General features: G+C 58.0%; 17 protein-coding genes. 7 read left to right on the top strand and 10 right to left on the bottom strand.

What is annotated here, in order from left to right:
• Window positions 1-17 precede the first annotated feature (17 nt).
• The 4 genes from M8010_RS00905 to M8010_RS00890 all read right to left on the bottom strand — a co-directional run bounded on the left by M8010_RS00905 (window position 18) and on the right by M8010_RS00890 (window position 4,786).
• Window positions 18-1,328: a TRAP transporter large permease gene (locus M8010_RS00905; RefSeq protein ID WP_250086909.1), complete on the bottom strand. Its 1,311-nt coding sequence runs from the start codon at window positions 1,326-1,328 to the stop codon at window positions 18-20.
• On the bottom strand, window positions 1,325-1,870 hold the full coding sequence (locus tag M8010_RS00900; RefSeq protein WP_250086906.1) for a TRAP transporter small permease subunit: 546 nt from the start codon (window positions 1,868-1,870) through the stop codon (window positions 1,325-1,327). The genes M8010_RS00905 and M8010_RS00900 overlap by 4 nt, the downstream gene beginning before the upstream one ends.
• A 90-nt stretch (window positions 1,871-1,960) precedes the next feature.
• On the bottom strand, window positions 1,961-3,007 hold the full coding sequence (gene dctP, locus M8010_RS00895; RefSeq protein ID WP_250086904.1) for a TRAP transporter substrate-binding protein DctP: 1,047 nt from the start codon (window positions 3,005-3,007) through the stop codon (window positions 1,961-1,963).
• A gap of 204 nt (window positions 3,008-3,211) precedes the next feature.
• A complete protein-coding gene (locus tag M8010_RS00890) occupies window positions 3,212-4,786 on the bottom strand; it encodes a class I adenylate-forming enzyme family protein (protein WP_250086902.1) in 1,575 nt (524 codons plus the stop codon).
• 151 nt (window positions 4,787-4,937) lie between these two features.
• Here M8010_RS00890 and M8010_RS00885 point away from each other — a divergent pair, with 151 nt between their 5' ends.
• The 7 genes from M8010_RS00885 (at window position 4,938) to M8010_RS00855 (ending at window position 12,030) form a co-directional block, all read left to right on the top strand.
• Window positions 4,938-5,732, top strand: a complete 795-nt coding sequence (locus tag M8010_RS00885) for an SDR family NAD(P)-dependent oxidoreductase (protein ID WP_250086900.1) — start codon at window positions 4,938-4,940, stop codon at window positions 5,730-5,732.
• The gene (locus M8010_RS00880) at window positions 5,732-6,172 is read left to right on the top strand and encodes a PaaI family thioesterase (protein ID WP_250086897.1); all 441 of its coding nucleotides are present in this window, start codon (window positions 5,732-5,734) and stop codon (window positions 6,170-6,172) included. Before M8010_RS00885 ends, M8010_RS00880 begins: the two co-directional genes overlap by 1 nt.
• A 24-nt stretch (window positions 6,173-6,196) precedes the next feature.
• The gene (locus M8010_RS00875) at window positions 6,197-7,399 is read left to right on the top strand and encodes an acyl-CoA dehydrogenase family protein (protein WP_250086895.1); all 1,203 of its coding nucleotides are present in this window, start codon (window positions 6,197-6,199) and stop codon (window positions 7,397-7,399) included.
• A gap of 162 nt (window positions 7,400-7,561) precedes the next feature.
• The gene (locus M8010_RS00870; protein ID WP_250086894.1) at window positions 7,562-8,329 is read left to right on the top strand and encodes an SDR family NAD(P)-dependent oxidoreductase; all 768 of its coding nucleotides are present in this window, start codon (window positions 7,562-7,564) and stop codon (window positions 8,327-8,329) included.
• A gap of 170 nt (window positions 8,330-8,499) precedes the next feature.
• Window positions 8,500-9,564 (top strand): phosphotransferase, encoded by a 1,065-nt coding sequence (locus tag M8010_RS00865; protein WP_250086893.1) that lies wholly within the window; start codon window positions 8,500-8,502, stop codon window positions 9,562-9,564.
• The gene (surE, locus tag M8010_RS00860; RefSeq protein ID WP_250086892.1) at window positions 9,561-10,340 is read left to right on the top strand and encodes a 5'/3'-nucleotidase SurE; all 780 of its coding nucleotides are present in this window, start codon (window positions 9,561-9,563) and stop codon (window positions 10,338-10,340) included. The genes M8010_RS00865 and surE overlap by 4 nt, the downstream gene beginning before the upstream one ends.
• 22 nt (window positions 10,341-10,362) lie before the next feature.
• Entirely contained in the window at window positions 10,363-12,030 is a 1,668-nt protein-coding gene (locus M8010_RS00855) for a long-chain fatty acid--CoA ligase (RefSeq protein WP_250086891.1), read from the top strand.
• 8 nt (window positions 12,031-12,038) lie between these two features.
• Here M8010_RS00855 and M8010_RS00850 read toward each other — a convergent pair whose 3' ends face one another.
• From M8010_RS00850 to M8010_RS00825, 6 genes are all read right to left on the bottom strand, one after another.
• Entirely contained in the window at window positions 12,039-12,494 is a 456-nt protein-coding gene (locus tag M8010_RS00850; protein WP_250086890.1) for a MaoC family dehydratase, read from the bottom strand.
• 178 nt (window positions 12,495-12,672) lie between these two features.
• Complete coding sequence (locus M8010_RS00845; protein ID WP_250086889.1) at window positions 12,673-13,437, bottom strand: class II aldolase/adducin family protein; 765 nt, start codon at window positions 13,435-13,437, stop codon at window positions 12,673-12,675.
• A gap of 18 nt (window positions 13,438-13,455) precedes the next feature.
• Window positions 13,456-14,598 (bottom strand): acyl-CoA dehydrogenase family protein, encoded by a 1,143-nt coding sequence (locus M8010_RS00840; protein WP_250086888.1) that lies wholly within the window; start codon window positions 14,596-14,598, stop codon window positions 13,456-13,458.
• A 10-nt stretch (window positions 14,599-14,608) separates the two neighbouring features.
• Window positions 14,609-15,805: an acyl-CoA dehydrogenase family protein gene (locus M8010_RS00835; protein WP_250086887.1), complete on the bottom strand. Its 1,197-nt coding sequence runs from the start codon at window positions 15,803-15,805 to the stop codon at window positions 14,609-14,611.
• 81 nt (window positions 15,806-15,886) lie between these two features.
• On the bottom strand, window positions 15,887-17,059 hold the full coding sequence (locus tag M8010_RS00830) for an acyl-CoA dehydrogenase (protein ID WP_250086886.1): 1,173 nt from the start codon (window positions 17,057-17,059) through the stop codon (window positions 15,887-15,889).
• Window positions 17,060-17,078: 19 nt separating this feature from the next.
• Window positions 17,079-18,284, bottom strand: coding sequence for a 3-oxoadipyl-CoA thiolase (locus tag M8010_RS00825; protein WP_250086885.1), 1,206 nt, complete (start codon window positions 18,282-18,284; stop codon window positions 17,079-17,081).
• Window positions 18,285-18,428 lie beyond the last annotated feature (144 nt).

The following is an 18,428-nucleotide window of genomic DNA, read 5'->3' as shown; positions in this document are numbered from 1 at the left end:
AGGTAGTTCTCTCTTGCTCAGAAAAGCAAATCCGGCAGGTAGGTCGCAATCTCCGGGAACACCATAAGACAGCCGATACCCACGATCTGGATCAGCACAAAGGGTATAACCGATCGATAGATGTCGCTCATGGTTATCCCCGGCGGCACCACCCCTTTCAGGTAGAAGAGGTTGAAACCGAACGGTGGCGTCATATAGCCGATCTCCATATTGATCACGAACAGTATGCCGAACCAGATCGGGTCAAAGCCCATGGACGATACAATGGGCGTGAACACCGGCAGTGTGATCAGCATGATGCCAACCGGGTCCAGCACCATTCCCAACAGGAAGACAATCAGCATCATGAAGATGATGACTGCCCAGGGCCCACCGGGAATGGACTGGAGCATGCCTTCAATCATCGGCTGGGCGCCCATGCTCTGGTAAGCAGCACTGAAAGCGTGTGCCGCAAACAGGATCCACATGATCATGCCGGTGAGCTTGAACGTCCGCAACGAGGCGTCTTTGATCAACTCGATGTTCAGGGCGCGGTAGACCGCAGCCGAAATCAGCGCCCCCAGTACCCCCATAGCCGCTGCCTCGGTGGGCGTGGTGATGCCTCCAATGATCGAGCCCAGCACCATGAACACGACAAGGATTGGTAACAGCACGGAGCGCAGGGCAGCGAATTTTTCAGGCCAGGTACCTCGCTCTTCCTTGGGCAGGTCCGGTGCCAGATGCGGCTGAAGGTAGCAGCGGATCAGCACGTACGCAGAGGTAAGAACCATCAGCATGATCCCCGGCAGAATACCGGCGGCAAACATCTTGCCGACCGACACGCCGGTAATAAGGGCATAGAGAATCATCAGAATCGAGGGTGGTATGAGCACACCCCAGCCGCCGCCGGTATTGATGACGCCAAGCACCATTTTCTTGTCGTAGCCACGCTCCAGCATGGCCGGCAGGGCGATGGTGCCCATGGCGACAACGGCAGCGCCGCTGATACCGACCATTGCTGCAAAAATTGCACAGATAACAAGCGTGCCGATGGCCAGTCCGCCACGTACGCCGCCGAACCACAGGTGCATCATCCGATAGAGGTCCCGGGCAACCCCGGTTCGCTCCAGAATCATGGCCATGAACACGAACAGCGGGATGGCGACAAGCGTAAAGCTTCCCATGGTGCTCCAGATCTGCGAAGCCACCAGGTAGAAGGAATCAAAGCCCCATGTGAAGTAGAGAAACACCACGGAAACGCCGCCGAGGACGAACGCCAGTGGCAGGCCCAGTATCAGGAAAAACAGCAGGGAACCGAAGAAAAGCAGGGTCAGCGCTTCAATGCTCATGCCTTGTCCTCCGACTGTTCTTCCGGTTCAGGCTGGTAGTAACTGAGGTTGAACGCAATGGCAATGTCCTGCAGCAGTTTCACAACGCCCTGCAGGATCAACAACAGGGTGGCTAAGGGTATAAAAGCTTTCACCGGCCAGATGGGAGGGTTCCAGGCTGAATTCGATGTTTCCCGGCCGCTGTAGGATTCCCATGCCATGTCGAAGGCAAAGTAAAACAGCGCCAGAGTGAACATGAAAAACAGAATCGAGGTAAACAGGTCCAGAAAGGCCCGGTTACGGCGGCTGAACTTTGAGTAGACCAGGTCGACATTCACGTGGCCGTTATGTGACAACAGATAGCCACCGGCCATGAGCCCGTAAATCCCGAACAGCAACTGGGTCAACTCGCCCGTCCAGGACAGCGGCATCTCAAGCAGATATCGGAAAGCCACGCCTGTGATCAATAACAGGAACATGATCATGACCAGATAAGAGAAACACCGTCCGAGCAGGTCGTTGAGCCGGGTCACTCCAGTCATGAATGCGGTTAGAGCACGCATTTTGTCGCTCCGCCGTAAAGGGCTTGGTAAAGAAGAATTTGATCGGCAACGAAAAACCGGGCGGGAGCGCCCGGTTCTGTTATTGCCCGCTTACAGGCGGCCGAGTTGCGCCAGGTATTCCTTGACCATCTCGACGGCCTTGGCGGCGTTGTCGCTGGTCTTGGCTTCTTCATCCCAGAACTTCTGGGCCGCTTCCAGCATGTGGTCCTGAACATCCTGCGGAAGTGTGTTGATCTCAACACCTTCTTCTTTAACGGCCTTCTGCAGGGTTACTTTTTCCTTATGCTCGTACTCGTTGGTACGCACCCAGAACTGCTCCTTGAGAGCGTCTTTGACGGTGGCCTGCATCTCTTTAGGCAGCGCGTCGAGCGCTTTCTGGCTGACGATGATGACGTCGGTACCCGCTACGTTCAGAGCAGGCTTGACGTGGTACTTCGCCACTTCATACAGGGACATGCTGTAAGCGCCTTGAGCAGCACCCCAGTGGGCTCCGTCGACGATGCCGGAATCCAGCGCTGAATAGAGCTCGGCACCGGTAATGTAGGACGTGGCTGCACCGGCTTCATCCAGGAACTTTTCCAGTGCGCCGGAGGAGCGGATTTTCAGTTTCTTCAGGTCCGCAACGCTTTCGATCGGCTCCTTGACCACCATCTCGGTCTGGTAGACCTTGTCAGTGGCCCAGTAGACGTTGTGTTCAGCGGCTTCTTCCCTCAGCATCTCCTCAAAACCCATGTTCATATGGAAATAGGCAGCTTCGGCCGGAGTCTGGAACGCCAGGGGCAAGCCAGAGGCCACACCGGCCAGGCTGATTTTGTTCTGAGCGTAAGCTGGAGAAATGGTGCCCATCTCAAGAATGCCACGGCTCACGGCATTGAAAGTTTCCGTGGGTTTGAACAGGGCGCCAGACTCGTACAGCTCCAGTTTCAGGCGGCCATCGGTGCGCTCTTCCAGCACATCTTTCAGTCGGCCCAGGCTATCCTTGTAGGAAGAGCTGGCGCCTGGCCAGTGGGACTGTACCTTCCAGGTGATGGTTTCTTGTGCGACAGCCGGAGCGCTGGCGAAAGCTGCTGTCAGGCCCAGGGTCAGGGCCGAGGCATAAATCGTAAGGGTTTTTTGGGTAGTGGTTAGCATCTTCATTGCTGGACCTCGATCATTATTGTGTTAGTTGTTCTGCTCCATGTTTCGCTCTGCAGAATTACTGACTGCAGAATGAATCCTATGGTTGAATCTATCACACACTTTGCTTTTTGCAATAGCATAGTCGTTGATATTGCATTACCAAAGTTTAGACCATGGAGAGATTTTCCGTGGCAGTTGCTCAGAATCGGACAGGACGCTGGCTCAACGCCAGTACGGTTCACGAAGCTCTCGCTTGAGCACCTTGCCAATGCTTGAGCGGGGTAGCTCCGGGCGGAATTCAATTGCCGCCAGTCGTTGGGCTTTGCCCAATTGACCATTGGCCCAGTCCAGCAGCTCTGCTTCACCCGCGGTTTCGCCGGGTTCGAGAACCACCAGCCCCAGCGGTGTCTCTCCCCATTGTTCGCTGGGAATGCCGATGACTGCGACATCAGACACTGCGGGATGCGCCAGAAGTACCGTTTCCAGGTCCACCGCATAGATGTTAAAACCGCCGGAAATGATCATGTCCTTGCGGCGGTCGAGGATGTATACAAAACCGTCTTCGTCGACGCGGCCCATGTCACCACTGCGATAGAACGCCAGGCCTTCCGGGCTGGTCCAGAGCATCTCCCGGGTCTGGTCGTCGCGGTTGACGTAACCGCGCATCATGGAAATGGCGCGGCCCACGATTTCCCCGGTTTCTCCTCTTGGCAGTTCGTTGCCCTGTTCGTCGATGACCCGCACCTCGGCACCTTCGGTCGGCACCCCCACGGAATCCCATTTATCGGGGTTGGCGGCGCAGTCCAGGCAGGTGGAAATGCCGCCTTCGGTCAGGCCATAAACCTCACGGATGTTCCCCGGCCAGCGGGCCATGGCCTCGCGTATAACTTCGGCTCGCAGCGGGGCACTGGTACACAGCTTTAGCTGGAAAGACGAAAGATCGAAACGGTCGAATTCCGGGTCCGCCAGAATACGCTGGTACTGTACCGGCACCAGCATGGCATGGGTGACCCGGTGATGCTCGGCCAGCTCCAGAAAGCGCCGTGCGTCGAAGCGGGCCATCAGGATCAGTGTGCCGCCATTGAACAGGGTAGGCAGCACGGACACCAGCGTGGTGTTGGAATACAGCGGTGTTGAAACCAGGTTCACCGCGTTGCCATCAAGCCCGAAGCGGCTCATGCGCACCATCTGGCGCTGGCGGAAGCGGTAATCGTGGAGAATGCCCTTGGGGGCTCCGGTGGTGCCGGAGCTGTAGATGATGTTGAACGGGTGATCGAGGGTTACCTTTGACGGCCCCGCTTCGGAGCCTGAATCGCCAAGCCAGTGGGTCAGGCTGTTCTGTCCCTCTTCGTTGTCTGTGTCCAGTCCGATGCAGCGCGCCGGGGTGAGGTTGTCCAGCTTACCCGCCATGCCGTCCAGCAATGGCAGATGCTTCCGGGAAACAAACAAAAAGCTGGCTGCGCAATCGTTAATCATCAGCGCCAGGCTGTCATCACTGGCCATCCCCGATAACGGCACCATGCAGCCGCCGGCAACCAGAGTACCCAGATACAGCGCCACGGCTTCAATCCGGTTCTCTGACAGCATTGCCACAGTATCCCCTTCCTTCAATCCTTCCGCCCGCAGGCGGTTGGCAATGCGATTGGCGAGGCTCACCAGTTCGCGCCAACTGACACTGCCCTGATCGTCGACCAGCGCGGTCTGGTTGGGGCGTTCCGCAGCCAGGTGCTGAATGCGTTCTCCGATGGCTACCATGGTTTCTTCGGGATACACCGGTGCGTGCACGGGCATTTGCATCAAGCTTTCCATTTTTTGGCCTCTAGGTGTTATTGTGTTTTATCTAGTGAAATTTACTTTCGTTTATATTGACTCAAAACCGTAAGGCGTGACAAATTACCCGAAGTAAATTTTATGACGGCGCGAATAAACCACAACAAGGAGCATCGGCATGGGGCGTTTCGACAACCGGGTTGCCATAGTGACCGGAGCCGGCAGCGGCATTGGCAGGGCTACCGCCGTGCGCCTGGCTCGTGAGGGCGCTCGGGTGATGATGGTGGATCGCTCCGAAGCTGGGCTTCTGGACACCGAAAGCCTGCTGCCCGAGGGTGCACAGACCCTGCGGTGCATTGCTGATGTCGCCGATGAGCCCCAAGTGGAAGCGCTGGTAAATGAAGCGGTAGAGACCTTTGGCAGGATTGATGTGCTCTGCAACATCGCCGGCATCGCCAGTATCGGAAGTGGTCATCCGGACATTACCGGTAACGACCGGGAAGAATGGGAAAAGGTGCTGGCAGTAAACCTGATCGGCACCATGCTACTTATTAAACACGTGGCACCCCACATGCAGGCGCGAAAACTGGGCGCGATTGTGAACACCGCGTCCGTGGCGGGTATCCGTTCCGGTGCCGGTGGTAACGCTTACAGTGCCTCCAAGGCCGGCGTGATCAACCTTACCCAGACCGCTGCCTGCGATCTGGGAGCAGACAACGTACGCGTGAATGCAGTGTGCCCGGGGCTGGTGGAAACCGGCATGACTCAGGCGGTGTTTGACTACGCCCGCGCCCATGAGAAGGCCCACAAGCTGGGCTCCCGCTGCGAGTTACGACGTTATGGCGCACCGGAAGAAATAGCTGCCGCTATCCTGTTTCTGGCCAGTGATGACGCCAGTTACATTACCGGTCAGGCGCTGCCAGTGGATGGGGGCAATACCGCTTCGCTGAATCTGCCCGGGATGAAAGTGTAATGACTGATGATAGCCCGCATATCGGTGGTGGCGGAGACCTGCCCGGATTTCACAGCCTGCTGGGTTACCGCCAGGTATCCTGGGAAGAGAACGAAGCGGTGGTCGAGCTGGAGCTTGCCCCGCAACACCTGAACCTGGGCGGAGTGATCCATGGCGGGGTGTTGACGTCGCTGCTGGACATTGCGATGGCCGAGGCCGGCACCTACTGCCCCTATCCCGGCCGCATGCGCAAGGCTATTACACTGTCAATGGCCACGACCTTCACTGGCCAGTGTTCCGCCGGCACCATCCGGGTGACGGGTCGAAAACGGGCGGGAGGCAACCGCATTTTCAACAGTACCGGCGAAGTCCATGACGATCAGGGCAACCTGTTGGCCATTGCCGAAGGCACCTTTCGTATTCGCTCCGGCAGTGAGAAACCTGAAGGTGTACCCATATGACGATCAATCAACGAGGATCCGGACATGTTTGAGCTGTCTGACAACGCTAAAAAACTGCAGACGCAACTGCACGAATTCATGGATGCCTACATCTATCCCAATGAGCAAAAGCACCATGAACAGGTGGAGCATGCGGAGAACCGCTGGGCGCCGGTACCCATCCTTGAGGAGCTGAAGGTCAAGGCCAAAGCCGCCGGTCTGTGGAACCTGTTCCTGCCGGAAAGCGAATTTGGTGCCGGCCTGACCAACTACGAATACGCCCACCTGTGTGAAGTCATGGGTCGCTCGGCCATGGCGCCGGAAGTGTTCAACTGCTCTGCGCCGGACACCGGCAATATGGAAACCATTGCCCGCTACGGCAATAAAGAGCAGCAGGACAAGTGGCTGAAGCCGTTGCTGGCTGGCGAGATCCGCTCCTGTTTCTCCATGACCGAGCCGGACGTGGCTTCCTCCGATGCCACCAACATCGCCTGTGAAATCCGCCGTGAAGGCGACGAGTATGTGATCAATGGTCGCAAATGGTGGTCCTCCGGCGCCATGACTACCAGCGCCAGAATTGCCATTGTGATGGGCAAGACCGATCCGGATGCGGAGAAGCACAAGCAGCAATCGATGATTCTGGTGCCACTTGATACTCCGGGGGTGAAGATGATTCGCCCGCTGACGGTATTCGGTTATGACCATGCCCCCCACGGCCACGCCGAGATTCATTATGAGAACGTGCGGGTACCGGTGGGTAACCTTCTGTTGGGTGAGGGCCGTGGATTTGAAATTGCCCAGGGTCGCCTGGGGCCTGGCCGTATTCACCATTGTATGCGCACCATCGGTGTTGCTGAGCGCGCGCTGGAGCTGCTGTGCAAGCGGGCAAATGAACGCCAGGCTTTCGGTAAGAAATTGTCGGATTTTGACTCTATCCGCAAGGATATTGCCCGCAGCCGCATTGAGATTGAGCAGGCGCGGCTGTTGACGCTGAAGGCGGCACACATGATGGATACCGTCGGTAATAAGGTGGCCCGTCAGGAAATTGCGATGATCAAGGTGATTGCGCCGAGTATGGCGCTGAATGTGATTGATCGTGCCATTCAGGTGCATGGCGCTGCTGGCGTGTCTCAGGATACGTTCCTGGCGGAAGCCTGGGCCAAGGTGCGTACTTTGCGGCTGGCGGATGGGCCTGATGAGGTGCATCTGGATTCTGTGGCCAAGATTGAGCTTCGTCAGTATCGCTAAAACTATAACCTCTAAATTGGGGGAGAGCGGCCGGGGCGCGGTCCTTCCGGGACACGCCGTGAATACGTCCATGTAGGCTCGTAAAAAACATCCATGTTTTTTACGGTCCCGAAAGGACCCCGCCCCGGCCACTCCCGTGCTTCAGAGCATGAGGATCGAACAATGACTAACCCACTTTTCGATATGACCGGAAAAGTCGCCCTGATCACCGGTTCCACCAAAGGCATCGGCCGTTCCATCGCAGAAGAAATGGCCCGTCTCGGTGCCAAAGTGGTGATTTCCAGCCGCAAGGCCGACGCCTGTGAGCAAGTGGCGAATGAGCTCAAAGAGCAAGGCTACGAGGCCATCGCCATTCCCTGCCACGTTGGTAAGAAAGAGGACCTGCAGAACCTGGTGGACAAGACCAACGAGGCCTGGGGTTCCATCGACGTGCTGGTTTGCAACGCCGCCACCAACCCGGTATACGGCACCACCGCCGAGATGACCGACGATGCCTGGGACAAGATCATGGACACCAATGTCAAAGGCACGTTCTGGCTGACCAATATGGTGCTGCCGCAGATGGCGGAAAAAGGTGAAGGCGCTGTCGTGCTGCTGTCCAGCATCGCCGGTATTCGTGGTAACACCACGATCGGTACCTACGGTGTGTCCAAGGCAGCGGAAGCAGCGTTGGCTCGTAACCTGGCGGTGGAATGGGGGCCAAAGGGCATCCGTGTTAACAGCATTGCTCCCGGTTTGATCAAAACTGATTTTGCAAAAGCACTGTGGGAAGACCCGGTGCGCGTCAAACGCGCTGAAGACAAAACCCCACTGCGCAGAATCGGCGACCCGGTAGATATTGCCGGCTTGGCTGTCTTTTTGTCGACCAAGGCCAGCGCCTACGTAACCGGGCAGGTGATCGTCGCCGACGGCGGCGAAACCATCTGTTAGGAAAGCGGCGCCGAAAGTATGCCAAGGCAGGTGGGTGGGGGTGTCTTTGTGCAGGGAACAAAGGTGTCTGAGCGAAGCGAGTTCTTTTTCCCGGAAGAAAGACACCCCCACCCGCCGGCCGCTGCCCCCATTACCGGACTGCCACGCAATAGATGAAGGCAACAGTAAAGATGAGCATGAACCCTGAACTGGTAGACGTCCTGCCAGCACACAAATTTGACGAGCTCCGTCTTCTGGAATGGCTCCAGAAGGAGCTTCCGGACTTTGGTCACCGTATGGATGTCAAGCAGTTCCAGGGCGGTCAATCCAATCCCACTTTTCTGCTGGACACCGACAGCGGCCAATTCGTGCTGCGCAAAAAGCCACCCGGAAAGACTCTGCCCTCTGCCCATATGGTTGAGCGGGAATACAAGGTGATGCGGGCGCTGTTCGAGCACACTGAGGTGCCTGTGCCTCCCACCCGTGTCTTGTGTGAAGACAGTAGCGTCATCGGAACACCGTTCTATGTGATGGACTACCTTGAAGGCCGCATCGTTAGTCATCCGGCGCTAAGGGCGCTGGATCGCCAGGAGAGGATGCCAGCGCATTACTCGGCTATTGATACCCTGGCGGCACTGCACTCGGTGGATGTAAACGCCATTGGGCTGGGTGATTACGGTCGCCCGGAGGGCTATGTGGCGCGACAAGTATCGCGCTGGACCAAACAGTACCTGGCCTCGAAAACCGACGATCTGCCGGCCATGGACAAGCTGATGGAGTGGCTGCCGGAAAACCTGCCGTCCACCGACGAATGCGCCATCGCTCATGGCGACTACCGGTTTGGCAATCTGATGCTGGCCCCGGACAAGCCTGAGGTTATCGCCATTCTGGATTGGGAGTTGTCCACCCTCGGGCATCCGCTGGCGGATCTGGCCTATTACTGTCTGCCTTACCACTTGCCTTCGGACATGGAGGGAATGCGCGGGTTGCGGGGCGAAGACCTGGAAGCTTTAGGCATTCCGGACGAGCAGGAAACCATTGCCCGTTACTGCCAGCAGACTGGTCGCGACCACATCCCCGACTGGCACGTGTTCCTGGCGTTTTCGCTGTTCCGGCTGGCCTCGATCGTTCAGGGTGTGTACGCCCGCGCACTGCAGGGCAACGCCGCTAACGCCGATGCGTTGCAGGTTGGTAAACGGGCCAGTCTGTTGGCTGAAGCCGGCTGGCGGATTGCGAGTGAGGGTGACCGCTCATGAACGAACCTATTGTTCAGCGCATCCTGATCACCAATGACGACGGTATTAACGCGCCGGGCCTGAAGGTGCTCGAGCAGATTGCCCGCAACCTTGCAGAAGAAGTGTGGGTGGTGGCGCCGGAGCACGATCGCAGTGGTGCCGGCCAGAGTATCTCCATCCATGACCCGCTGCGGGTGTATGAGCAGGGAGACAGGCGCTATGCGGTCTCGGGCACGCCGGCGGATTGCGTGCTGTTTTCGCTGGCCCAGTGGTTCGGGGAAACGCCGCCGGACCTTGTGTTGTCCGGGGTGAACTGTGGTGCCAATATCAGCGACTCGGTGCAGTATTCCGGCACCGTGGGTGCGGTGCTCAGTGCTGAGCACATGGGCATACCGGCCATTGCGTTGAGCCAGGCTTTTCTCAGCCGCGAGGGAGTAGACTGGTCGCCGGTATCCGCTTTCGGTGAAGCGGTGATACGCAAGCTCTGGCAACCAGGGCAGAGCCGGGCGTGGAATGTGAATTTTCCGGCCTGCGATGCAGCCGAAATCACCCGGGCCCGTTGGTGCAGGCAATCCAACGGCTCGATCCAGCGCGCCCGCCTGCTGGCAGGTCAGGATGCCCGCAGCCTGCCGTACTGGTGGCTGGGCTTTGATCGCAGTTCCCGCCATATCGTTGCGCCGGGCGAGGACGTCAGCGTGCTGCGGGACAAGGCTGTTGCCATAACACCATTACGCCATCAGGAATCGCTGCCCGGCGGTACGGACGCTTTTGATCTGGCCGCGAACGCGGTTAACTGAACCGAATAAGGGGATTACAACAATGACATTTACACGCCATTACGCCGTTTGGCCAAGAGAACTGCCCAAAAGCATGGCGCTGCCGCAGACCAGCGTATTTACCAACCTGGAGATTTCGGCCCTGCGTTACCCGGACCGCACCGCCATCATTTTCTATGATGCACCGATGACCTACACCCGACTGTTGCAGGAAGTCGAGGCGATGGCCGGCTACCTGCAGGGTCAGGGCGTCAAGAAAGGCGACCGGGTGTTGCTGTACATGCAGAACTCGCCGCAATATGTGATTTCCTATTACGCCATTCTGCGTGCAGACGCCGTTGTGATTCCCATCAACCCGATGAACCGTGCAGCGGAGCTGGAGCACTATGTGGCCGACACCGGTGCGAGTGTTTGCCTGGCAGGTCAGGAACTGGTCGGCTTTATTGCTCCGTTGCTGGAAACCACCGACCTGGATCAGGTTGTGGTGGCCTCCTACAGCACTTACATCAAGGCAGATACCGATCTGGATCTGCCCGCGGAAGTGGCGGCCCCGGCCTGGTCAGAAAACATGCCTGGCGTGGTGACCTGGGAGCAGGCGCTGGCGGAGAACAGAACCCCCTCTGTCCACACCGCCGGACCGGACGACCTGGCGGTGATTCCCTACAGCTCCGGTACGACTGGCACGCCCAAAGGCTGCATGCACACCCACCGCAGTGTGATGGCTACCGCCGTGCACCGGGCGTTCTGGAACCTGAGCACCGCCAACACCGTGCAACTGGCCACTTTGCCGTTCTTCCACGTCACCGGCATGACCGGCTCCATGAACAGTCCGATTTACAGTGGCTCCACCACGGTGATCATGACCCGTTGGAATCGCACCACGGCGGCGCGGTTGATCGAACGTTACCAGGTCACTGGCTGGACCAACATTGTTACCATGGCGGTGGATTTCCTGTCGAATCCCGACATTGGCCAGTACGACCTGAGCAGCATGAACACAATTGGCGGGGGCGGGGCCGCAATGCCCGAATCCGTTGCTGCCAAGCTCAAGACCATGACCGGGCTGGACTACATCGAAGGCTATGGCCTGTCGGAAACCATGGCCGCCACCCATATCAACCCGCCCAATCACCCCAAGCCCCAATGCCTGGGTATTCCGGTGTTCGATGTGGACAGCCGCATCATTGATGTAGAAACCCTGGAAGAAAAAGGCCCGGGCGAAGTAGGGGAGATTGTTTCTCATGGCCCCCAGGTGACCCAGGGTTACTGGAACCGCCCGGCAGACACCGATGCGGCGTTCGTGGAGCTTGATGGCAAGAACTTCTTCCGCACCGGTGATCTTGCCTACTACGACGAAGAGGGTTACTTCTTCATGGTGGATCGCCTCAAGCGGATGATCAACGCCTCAGGCTTCAAGGTCTGGCCCTCGGAGGTGGAAGGGCTGATGTACCGGCACCCGGGGATTCACGAAGTGTGCATCATCTCCTCGCCGCACCCCAAGCGGGGGGAGACCGTGAAGGCGTGCATCGTACTCACGCCCGAAGCGGAAGGCACCACCACGGAAGCGGACATCGTCAGCTGGTGTAAGGAGCATATGGCCGTTTACAAAGTGCCTGAAATCGTTGAGTTTGTGGATGAATTACCAAAGTCGCCCACGGGCAAGCTGATGTGGCGGGTGCTGCAGGAAGAGGAGTGGGAATCCAAGGCCTGACAGGCCTTTCAAACCACGTACATGACCAGATTTTCTGACACGCACGCCGGCTTGTCTTCACCCTGAATCTCCAGTGTGGTGCGGTAAGTGGCCAGCGTGCGCTGGTCGTCCACCCTGGTCACATCCAACAGCTCCATCCTGCTGCGGATGTCCGACCCGGACTTCACCGCGGCAGGAAAGCGCAGCTTGTTCAGCCCGTAATTGATACTGGCGCTTTTGCCCCGCACATCAATAACCTGCTGGTTCAGCAACGGAATCAGCGACACAGTAAGAAACCCGTGAGCCACCGTGCTTTTCCAGGGTGATTCCCGCTGTGCCCGTTCCACATCCAGATGAATCCACTGATGATCACCGGTAGCGTCGGCAAATGCCTGAATCATTTCCTGGGTGACGGTTTTCCAGGGGCTATAGCCCATCACCGAACCGATATGTTTTTCGAGATCGCTCAATTCAACCGTAAACATGTCTGCGCCCAATAGTTGATGGTCTATAAGAACTTGAAGCAGAAGCCATGGAAGGAGGGGGCCTTACCGGGACCGTCAAAAACATGGATGTTTTTGTCGAGCGTACAGGGACGTATTCACAGCGTGTCCCGGTAAGGCCCCCTCCTTCCATGGCGCACCCGGCACAAGTGTCAGCGAGTCAGACCGCGTACCCAGGATTCTTGCTATCCAACAGCCGAACCAAAGCCGGCCAGGTCAATGCAGAAGCACTCCCCAGCGACTGCGACTGATCCGCTGTCGTCTGAATCGCCTGCTCCGAAGGCAGGTAGGTGGGCCCACAACTCTGGGCCTTCACCTGAATCTCACAGGCCTTCATCAGGAAATACAGATAGGTGAACGTCTCCGGCACATCCTTGCCCGCCGTCAACACCCCGTGATTGCGCAACAGCATCATCGACTTGTCGCCAAGATCGTTAATCAGCCGCTCCCGCTCATCCAGATTCAGGGCCACACCCTCATAATCGTGATAGCTCAGGTGATTCAGGCACAGCATGGCCGTTTGGCTCAGGGGCAGCAGGCCATCCCGATGCGCCGACACCGCCACCCCATCCGGCGCATGCAGGTGCATCACTGCGCCGGCGTCTTCCCGGCCCATGTGCACCGCACTGTGAATCGTGAAACCGGCCGGATTTACCCGGCTGAGGCCACCGCCGGCATCCACCACCTGACCTTCCTTGTCCACCTTCACCAGAGACGACGCCGTGATCTCATGGAACAGCAGACCATAAGGATTGATCAGGAAATGATGTTCCGGCCCCGGCACCCGTGCAGACAGATGAGTGAACACCAGGTCGTCCCAGCCGAACAGCGCCACCAGACGATAGGCGGCGGCAAGCTCGGTGCGGACCTTCCATTCGGCTTTTTTCAAATCCTGCCCGGTTGACTGATCACTTGTTGTTGTCATGTTCATGCCCAATACCTGTTAGCTTGCCTGCAGCAAGGACGCATAATGTTCCAGATGGAAATCGTCATCGCCCAGTTGGTGATTGATACCAATCAGCCGCTTGGCGTAGTGGGCAAAGTTGTATTCCCAGCTCATGCCAATGCCGCCATGCATCTGAATGCCACTTTCGGAGATGAATTGACCGGCCCGGCCAACCACATTCTTGGCAGCAGCCAGCACCCGGCGACGCTCATCACTCTGTTCGCTGTCGGCGACGCTCGCGGCCAGAATGGCCATGGACCGGGCCTGCTCCAGCTCCGACATCATGTCTACCATGCGATGCTGTAGAACCTGGAATTTGCCGATAGGCACGTCAAACTGTTTGCGCTGTTTGAGGTAGTCCAGTGTCAGGTCATTGGATACTTCCATGACGCCGACAGCTTCGGCGCACAGCGCGGCGATGGCCCGTCCGGTCTGGTATTCGATCACATCGGCGGCTTTGCCTTCCTCGCCCAGCAGCGCATCTGCGCCTACATGGACGTTATTCAGGGTAATGTCACAGCCCTTGGCGCCGTCGATGGTAGGGTAGGTGCGTCGTTCAACGCCCGCGGTGTCTGGAGTCAGGGCAAACAGGCTGATGCCGTCAGCATTGCTGGTGTCGCCTGAGGTACGTGCGGAAACCACAATCACGTCGGCGCAATGACCACCGATTACCACCGTCTTGCGACCATTCAGTAAATAGCCCTCGCCATTCTTCTCGGCACGGGTCTCCACGTTGTTCAGGTCGTAGAAGCTCTGGGGCTCCTGCAGGCCGACGGCCGCTTTCAGCTCGCCGCTGGCAATGCCTGCCAGCCATTGCTCTTTCTGATTATCGTTGCCAGCCTGGCCGATCAGCCCACCACCAAAAATCACCGACTGCAGGTAAGGTTCCAGGCAAAGGCCGCGGCCCAGTTCTGTCATCACTGACTGAACATCCACGCCACCGCCGCCGAAACCACCCAGCTCCTCGGAGAAAGGAACTGCGGTCAGGCCCAGCTCACTGAGCTGTCTCCAGAAGTCAGCACTGAAACCCAGCTCGGTTTCGCTGAACTCCAGGCGCTTTTCAAAACTGTATTCACCGCGCACCAGGCGGGCCACGGTGTCCTGCAGCATTTGCTGCTCTTCGTTGAGTTGGAAATCCATGGTTGCCTCCTTAGAGCCCGAGAATCATTTTCGACACGATGTTTTTCTGGATCTCGTTGGATCCGCCGAAAATCGACAGCTTGCGGTTGTTGAAGTAGTAAGCCGACAGTGGCGCGGCATCCGAGTCAGACAGGAACTCGCCTTCGTAATCCAGGTTCATTTCCTCTTCTACAAACGGCAGCGCGTAGGGGCCGATGGCGCGTCGGGCCAGATCGCTGATCGACTGACGGATCTCGGTGCCTTTCACTTTCAGCATCGAGCTTTCCGCGCCCGGCATGCCGCCACCCTCAACCGAGGCAATGATGCGCAAATTGCTGATCGCGGCTGCTGTAAGGTCAATCTCCACTTTCGCGATGCGCTGACTGAAGGTTGGATCTTCCAGAAGCGGCTTGCCATTCTTCAGTCGTCTGCTGGCCAGTCGCTTGAGGTGCGACAGCGCCGCCTTGGACAGGCCAATGCCGGCCAGGCCGGTGCGTTCGTAGGTCAGCAGATACTTGGCGTAGGTCCAGCCCTTGTCTTCTTCGCCGACAAGGTTTTCAACCGGAACCTTCACATCCTGGAAGAACACTTCGTTGACTTCGTGTTCGCCATCGAGGGTGATGATCGGGCGCACTGTAATCCCCGGGGTGTTCATGTCGATCAGCAGGAACGAAATACCTTCCTGTTTTTTGACCTCGGTGTTGGTGCGCACCAGGCAGAAAATCATGTTGGCGTGCTGGCCCAGGGTGGTCCAGGTTTTCTGGCCGTTGACGATGTAGTGATCGCCTTCGCGCACGGCGCGGGTCTTCACTGATGCCAGATCGGAGCCGGCGCCGGGTTCGGAATAGCCCTGGCACCACCAGTCCTCACCACTGAGGATGCGCGGCAGGTATTTCTGTTTCTGCTCTTCGTTACCGAACTTGATGATCACCGGTGCCACCATGTTTACCCCGAACGGGATGGAGCGGGGAACACCGTAGCGGCAGGACTCTTCGTCCCATATGTGCTTCTGCACCGGAGTCCACTTCACGCCGCCGTACTCTTCCGGCCAGTGAGTGGCGTACCAGCCTTTCTCGGCAAGGATTTTCTGCCAGCGTTGGTGGTCTTCCTTGCTTAGCTTTTTGAAGGACTTGACCTTGGTGGCGATGTCTTCAGGCAGCTTTTCATCAAGAAAGGTCCGGACTTCGTCCCGAAACGCCAGTTCGTCGGCGGTATAGTTCATGTCCATGGATAAAACCTCCCGGTCTGTCTCTTTTAACGTATATAACGGAGCACACAGCCGGCAGTGCCGGCTGTGTGGCAACGATGATCAGCCGGCGACGAAGGCAGGAATGCCGGTCTGGCCGCGCCCCAGAATCAGGGCGTGCACATCGTGCGTGCCCTCGTAGGTATTCACCGCTTCCAGGTTCATCACGTGGCGAATCACGTGGTACTCGTCGGAAATGCCGTTACCGCCGTGCATGTCGCGCGCCACCCGGGCAATGTCGAGGGACTTGCCGCAGTTATTGCGCTTCAACAGGGAAATGGCGTCCGGCGAGGCTTCACCCGCGTCCATCATGCGTCCTAGCTGCAGCACACTCTGCAGGCCCAGGGTGATCTCGGTCTGCATGTCCACCAGCTTCTTCTGGATAAGCTGGTTGGCGGCCAGGGGCTTGCCGAATTGCTTGCGCTCCAGGGTATAGTTGCGGGCGGCGTGCCAGCAGAACTCGGCGGCACCGAGTGAGCCCCAGCTGATACCGTAGCGAGCCTTGTTCAGGCAGCTGAACGGACCTTTCAGGCCTTCCACGTCGAGTTTGTTCTCATCGGGACAGAACACCTCGTCCATGAAGATGGAACCGGTTTCCGAGGCGCGCAGCGAGAACTTGCCCTCAATCTTGGGTGCGTCCAGGCCCTTGGCTCCACGCTCCAGCACAAAACCGGTGACGACACCGTCAAGCTTGGCCCAGATCACAAAGACATCGGCAATGGGTGAGTTGGTGATCCAGGTCTTGGAACCGCTGACCAGGTAACCGCCATCGACCTTCTTGGCCCGGGTTTCCATGCCGCTCGGGTCGGAGCCGTGGTTGGGCTCTGTCAGACCGAAGCAGCCCACCAGCTCGCCGGAGGCCAGCTTGGGCAACACCCGCTTTTTCAAAGCTTCCTGGCCAAATGAGTATATCGGATGCATGACCAGCGATGATTGCACTGAGAGGGCCGAGCGATAGGCGGAATCCACCCGTTCCACTTCGCGGGCGATCAGGCCGTAGCACACGTGGTTCAGGCCCGGGCCGCCATACTCCTCCGGCAGTGTGGCGCCGAGCATGCCCAACTCGCCCATGTCGGTGAAGATGGAGCGGTCGAATTTCTCGTGACGGTTCGCTTCGATGATGCCAGGCATCAGGCGTTGGTCACAGAAGGAGCGAATGCTGTCCCGAACCTGACGCTCGGTCTCATCCAGTTGTTTGTCGAAATGCAGCAGGTCATCCCAGGGTGCGGAAGCCATGATGGTTCTCCTCAGAAAATTAGTCGGTTGCTCGTTCGATCACAGCAGCAATGCCTTGGCCGACGCCAATGCACATGCTGATCAATGCGTATCGACCGCCACTGCGCTCAAGTTGGCGTGTGGCCGTCAGTGCGATCCGTGCGCCGGATGCCCCCAATGGGTGGCCAACAGCAATGGCGCCTCCGTTGGGGTTCAACCGGGAATCGGTCGGGTCTATGCCCAGTTTGGTGGTGCAGCCGAGAACCTGGGCGGCGAACGCCTCATTGATCTCGATCACGTCCATATCGTTGATGCCCAGACCAGCGCGGGCGAGGGCTTTTTCGCTGGCCGGCACCGGTCCGTAACCCATAACCCTGGGCGGAACACCGGCAATAGCAGCAGATACGATGCGGGCGCGGGGGCGGATGCCGGCGCGCTCACCTGCTTCACGGGAACCCACAATCAATGCTGCGGCGCCATCATTGATGCCGGAAGCGTTGCCGGCAGTGACCACGCCACTTTCAAACAGCGGGCGCAAGCTGGCCAGTGCTTCTACGGTGGACTGGGGGCGTGGGTGCTCATCATTGCTCACGCTCACCGGAGGCTTTTTCCGACCCTGGGGTACGTCTATCGCGAGAATTTCTTCATTATAGAAGCCATCTTTCAGGGCTGCGTCGTAACGGGCCTGGCTCTGGGCAGCAAACTGGTCCACAGCGTCGCGGCTCAGGTTTAGCTCGCGGGCGATGTTGTTGGCGGTTTCGGGCATGGTGTCCGCGCCGAAGGTCGCTTCAATGCGTGGATTGGGGAAGCGCGCGCCAATGGTGCTATCGAAGGCACGGAAGTCACGGCTGAATGGACTTTCGCTTTTCGCAATGACGAACGGTGCCCGGCTCATGCTTTCGGCGCCGCCTGCCACGAATAGCTCGCCCTCGCCACAACGGACTGCCCTTGCAGCGTCGACGATGGCGGCGAGGCCGGAGCCACAAAGGCGATTGACGGTCAGGCCAGCGGTCTCAACGGGAAGACCAGCGAGCAAGCCAGCGTGGCGGGCCAGGTTGCGGGCGTCTTCGCCGGCCTGATTGGTGCAGCCGGCAATCACGTCTTCGTAGAGTTCCGGGGCGAATGCGTTGCGCTCGACCAGGGCCTTGATGACGTTGGCCAGGAGGTCATCCGGGCGCACCTTCGCCAGTGCTCCGGCATGACGACCGAAGGGGGTTCTCAAGCCGTCGTATATAAACGCGCTCATGGCATCTCCCGTTTCATCAGCAGACAAGTTTTATTGTGGTCTTCCTTTTATCAATAAGAAAGGTTCCGGACTTGTCTTGTCATTAATGTTGATATAGTTTCGTATAGCGGAATTAAGTTTTGTATATTGACTCCTAAAGACTAA

Source organism: Marinobacter sp. ATCH36, from assembly GCF_023555055.1.
GTDB lineage: Bacteria > Pseudomonadota > Gammaproteobacteria > Pseudomonadales > Oleiphilaceae > Marinobacter.
Note: the sequence above shows the minus strand (reverse complement) of the source record. Positions and strands in the feature narration are given on the sequence as shown.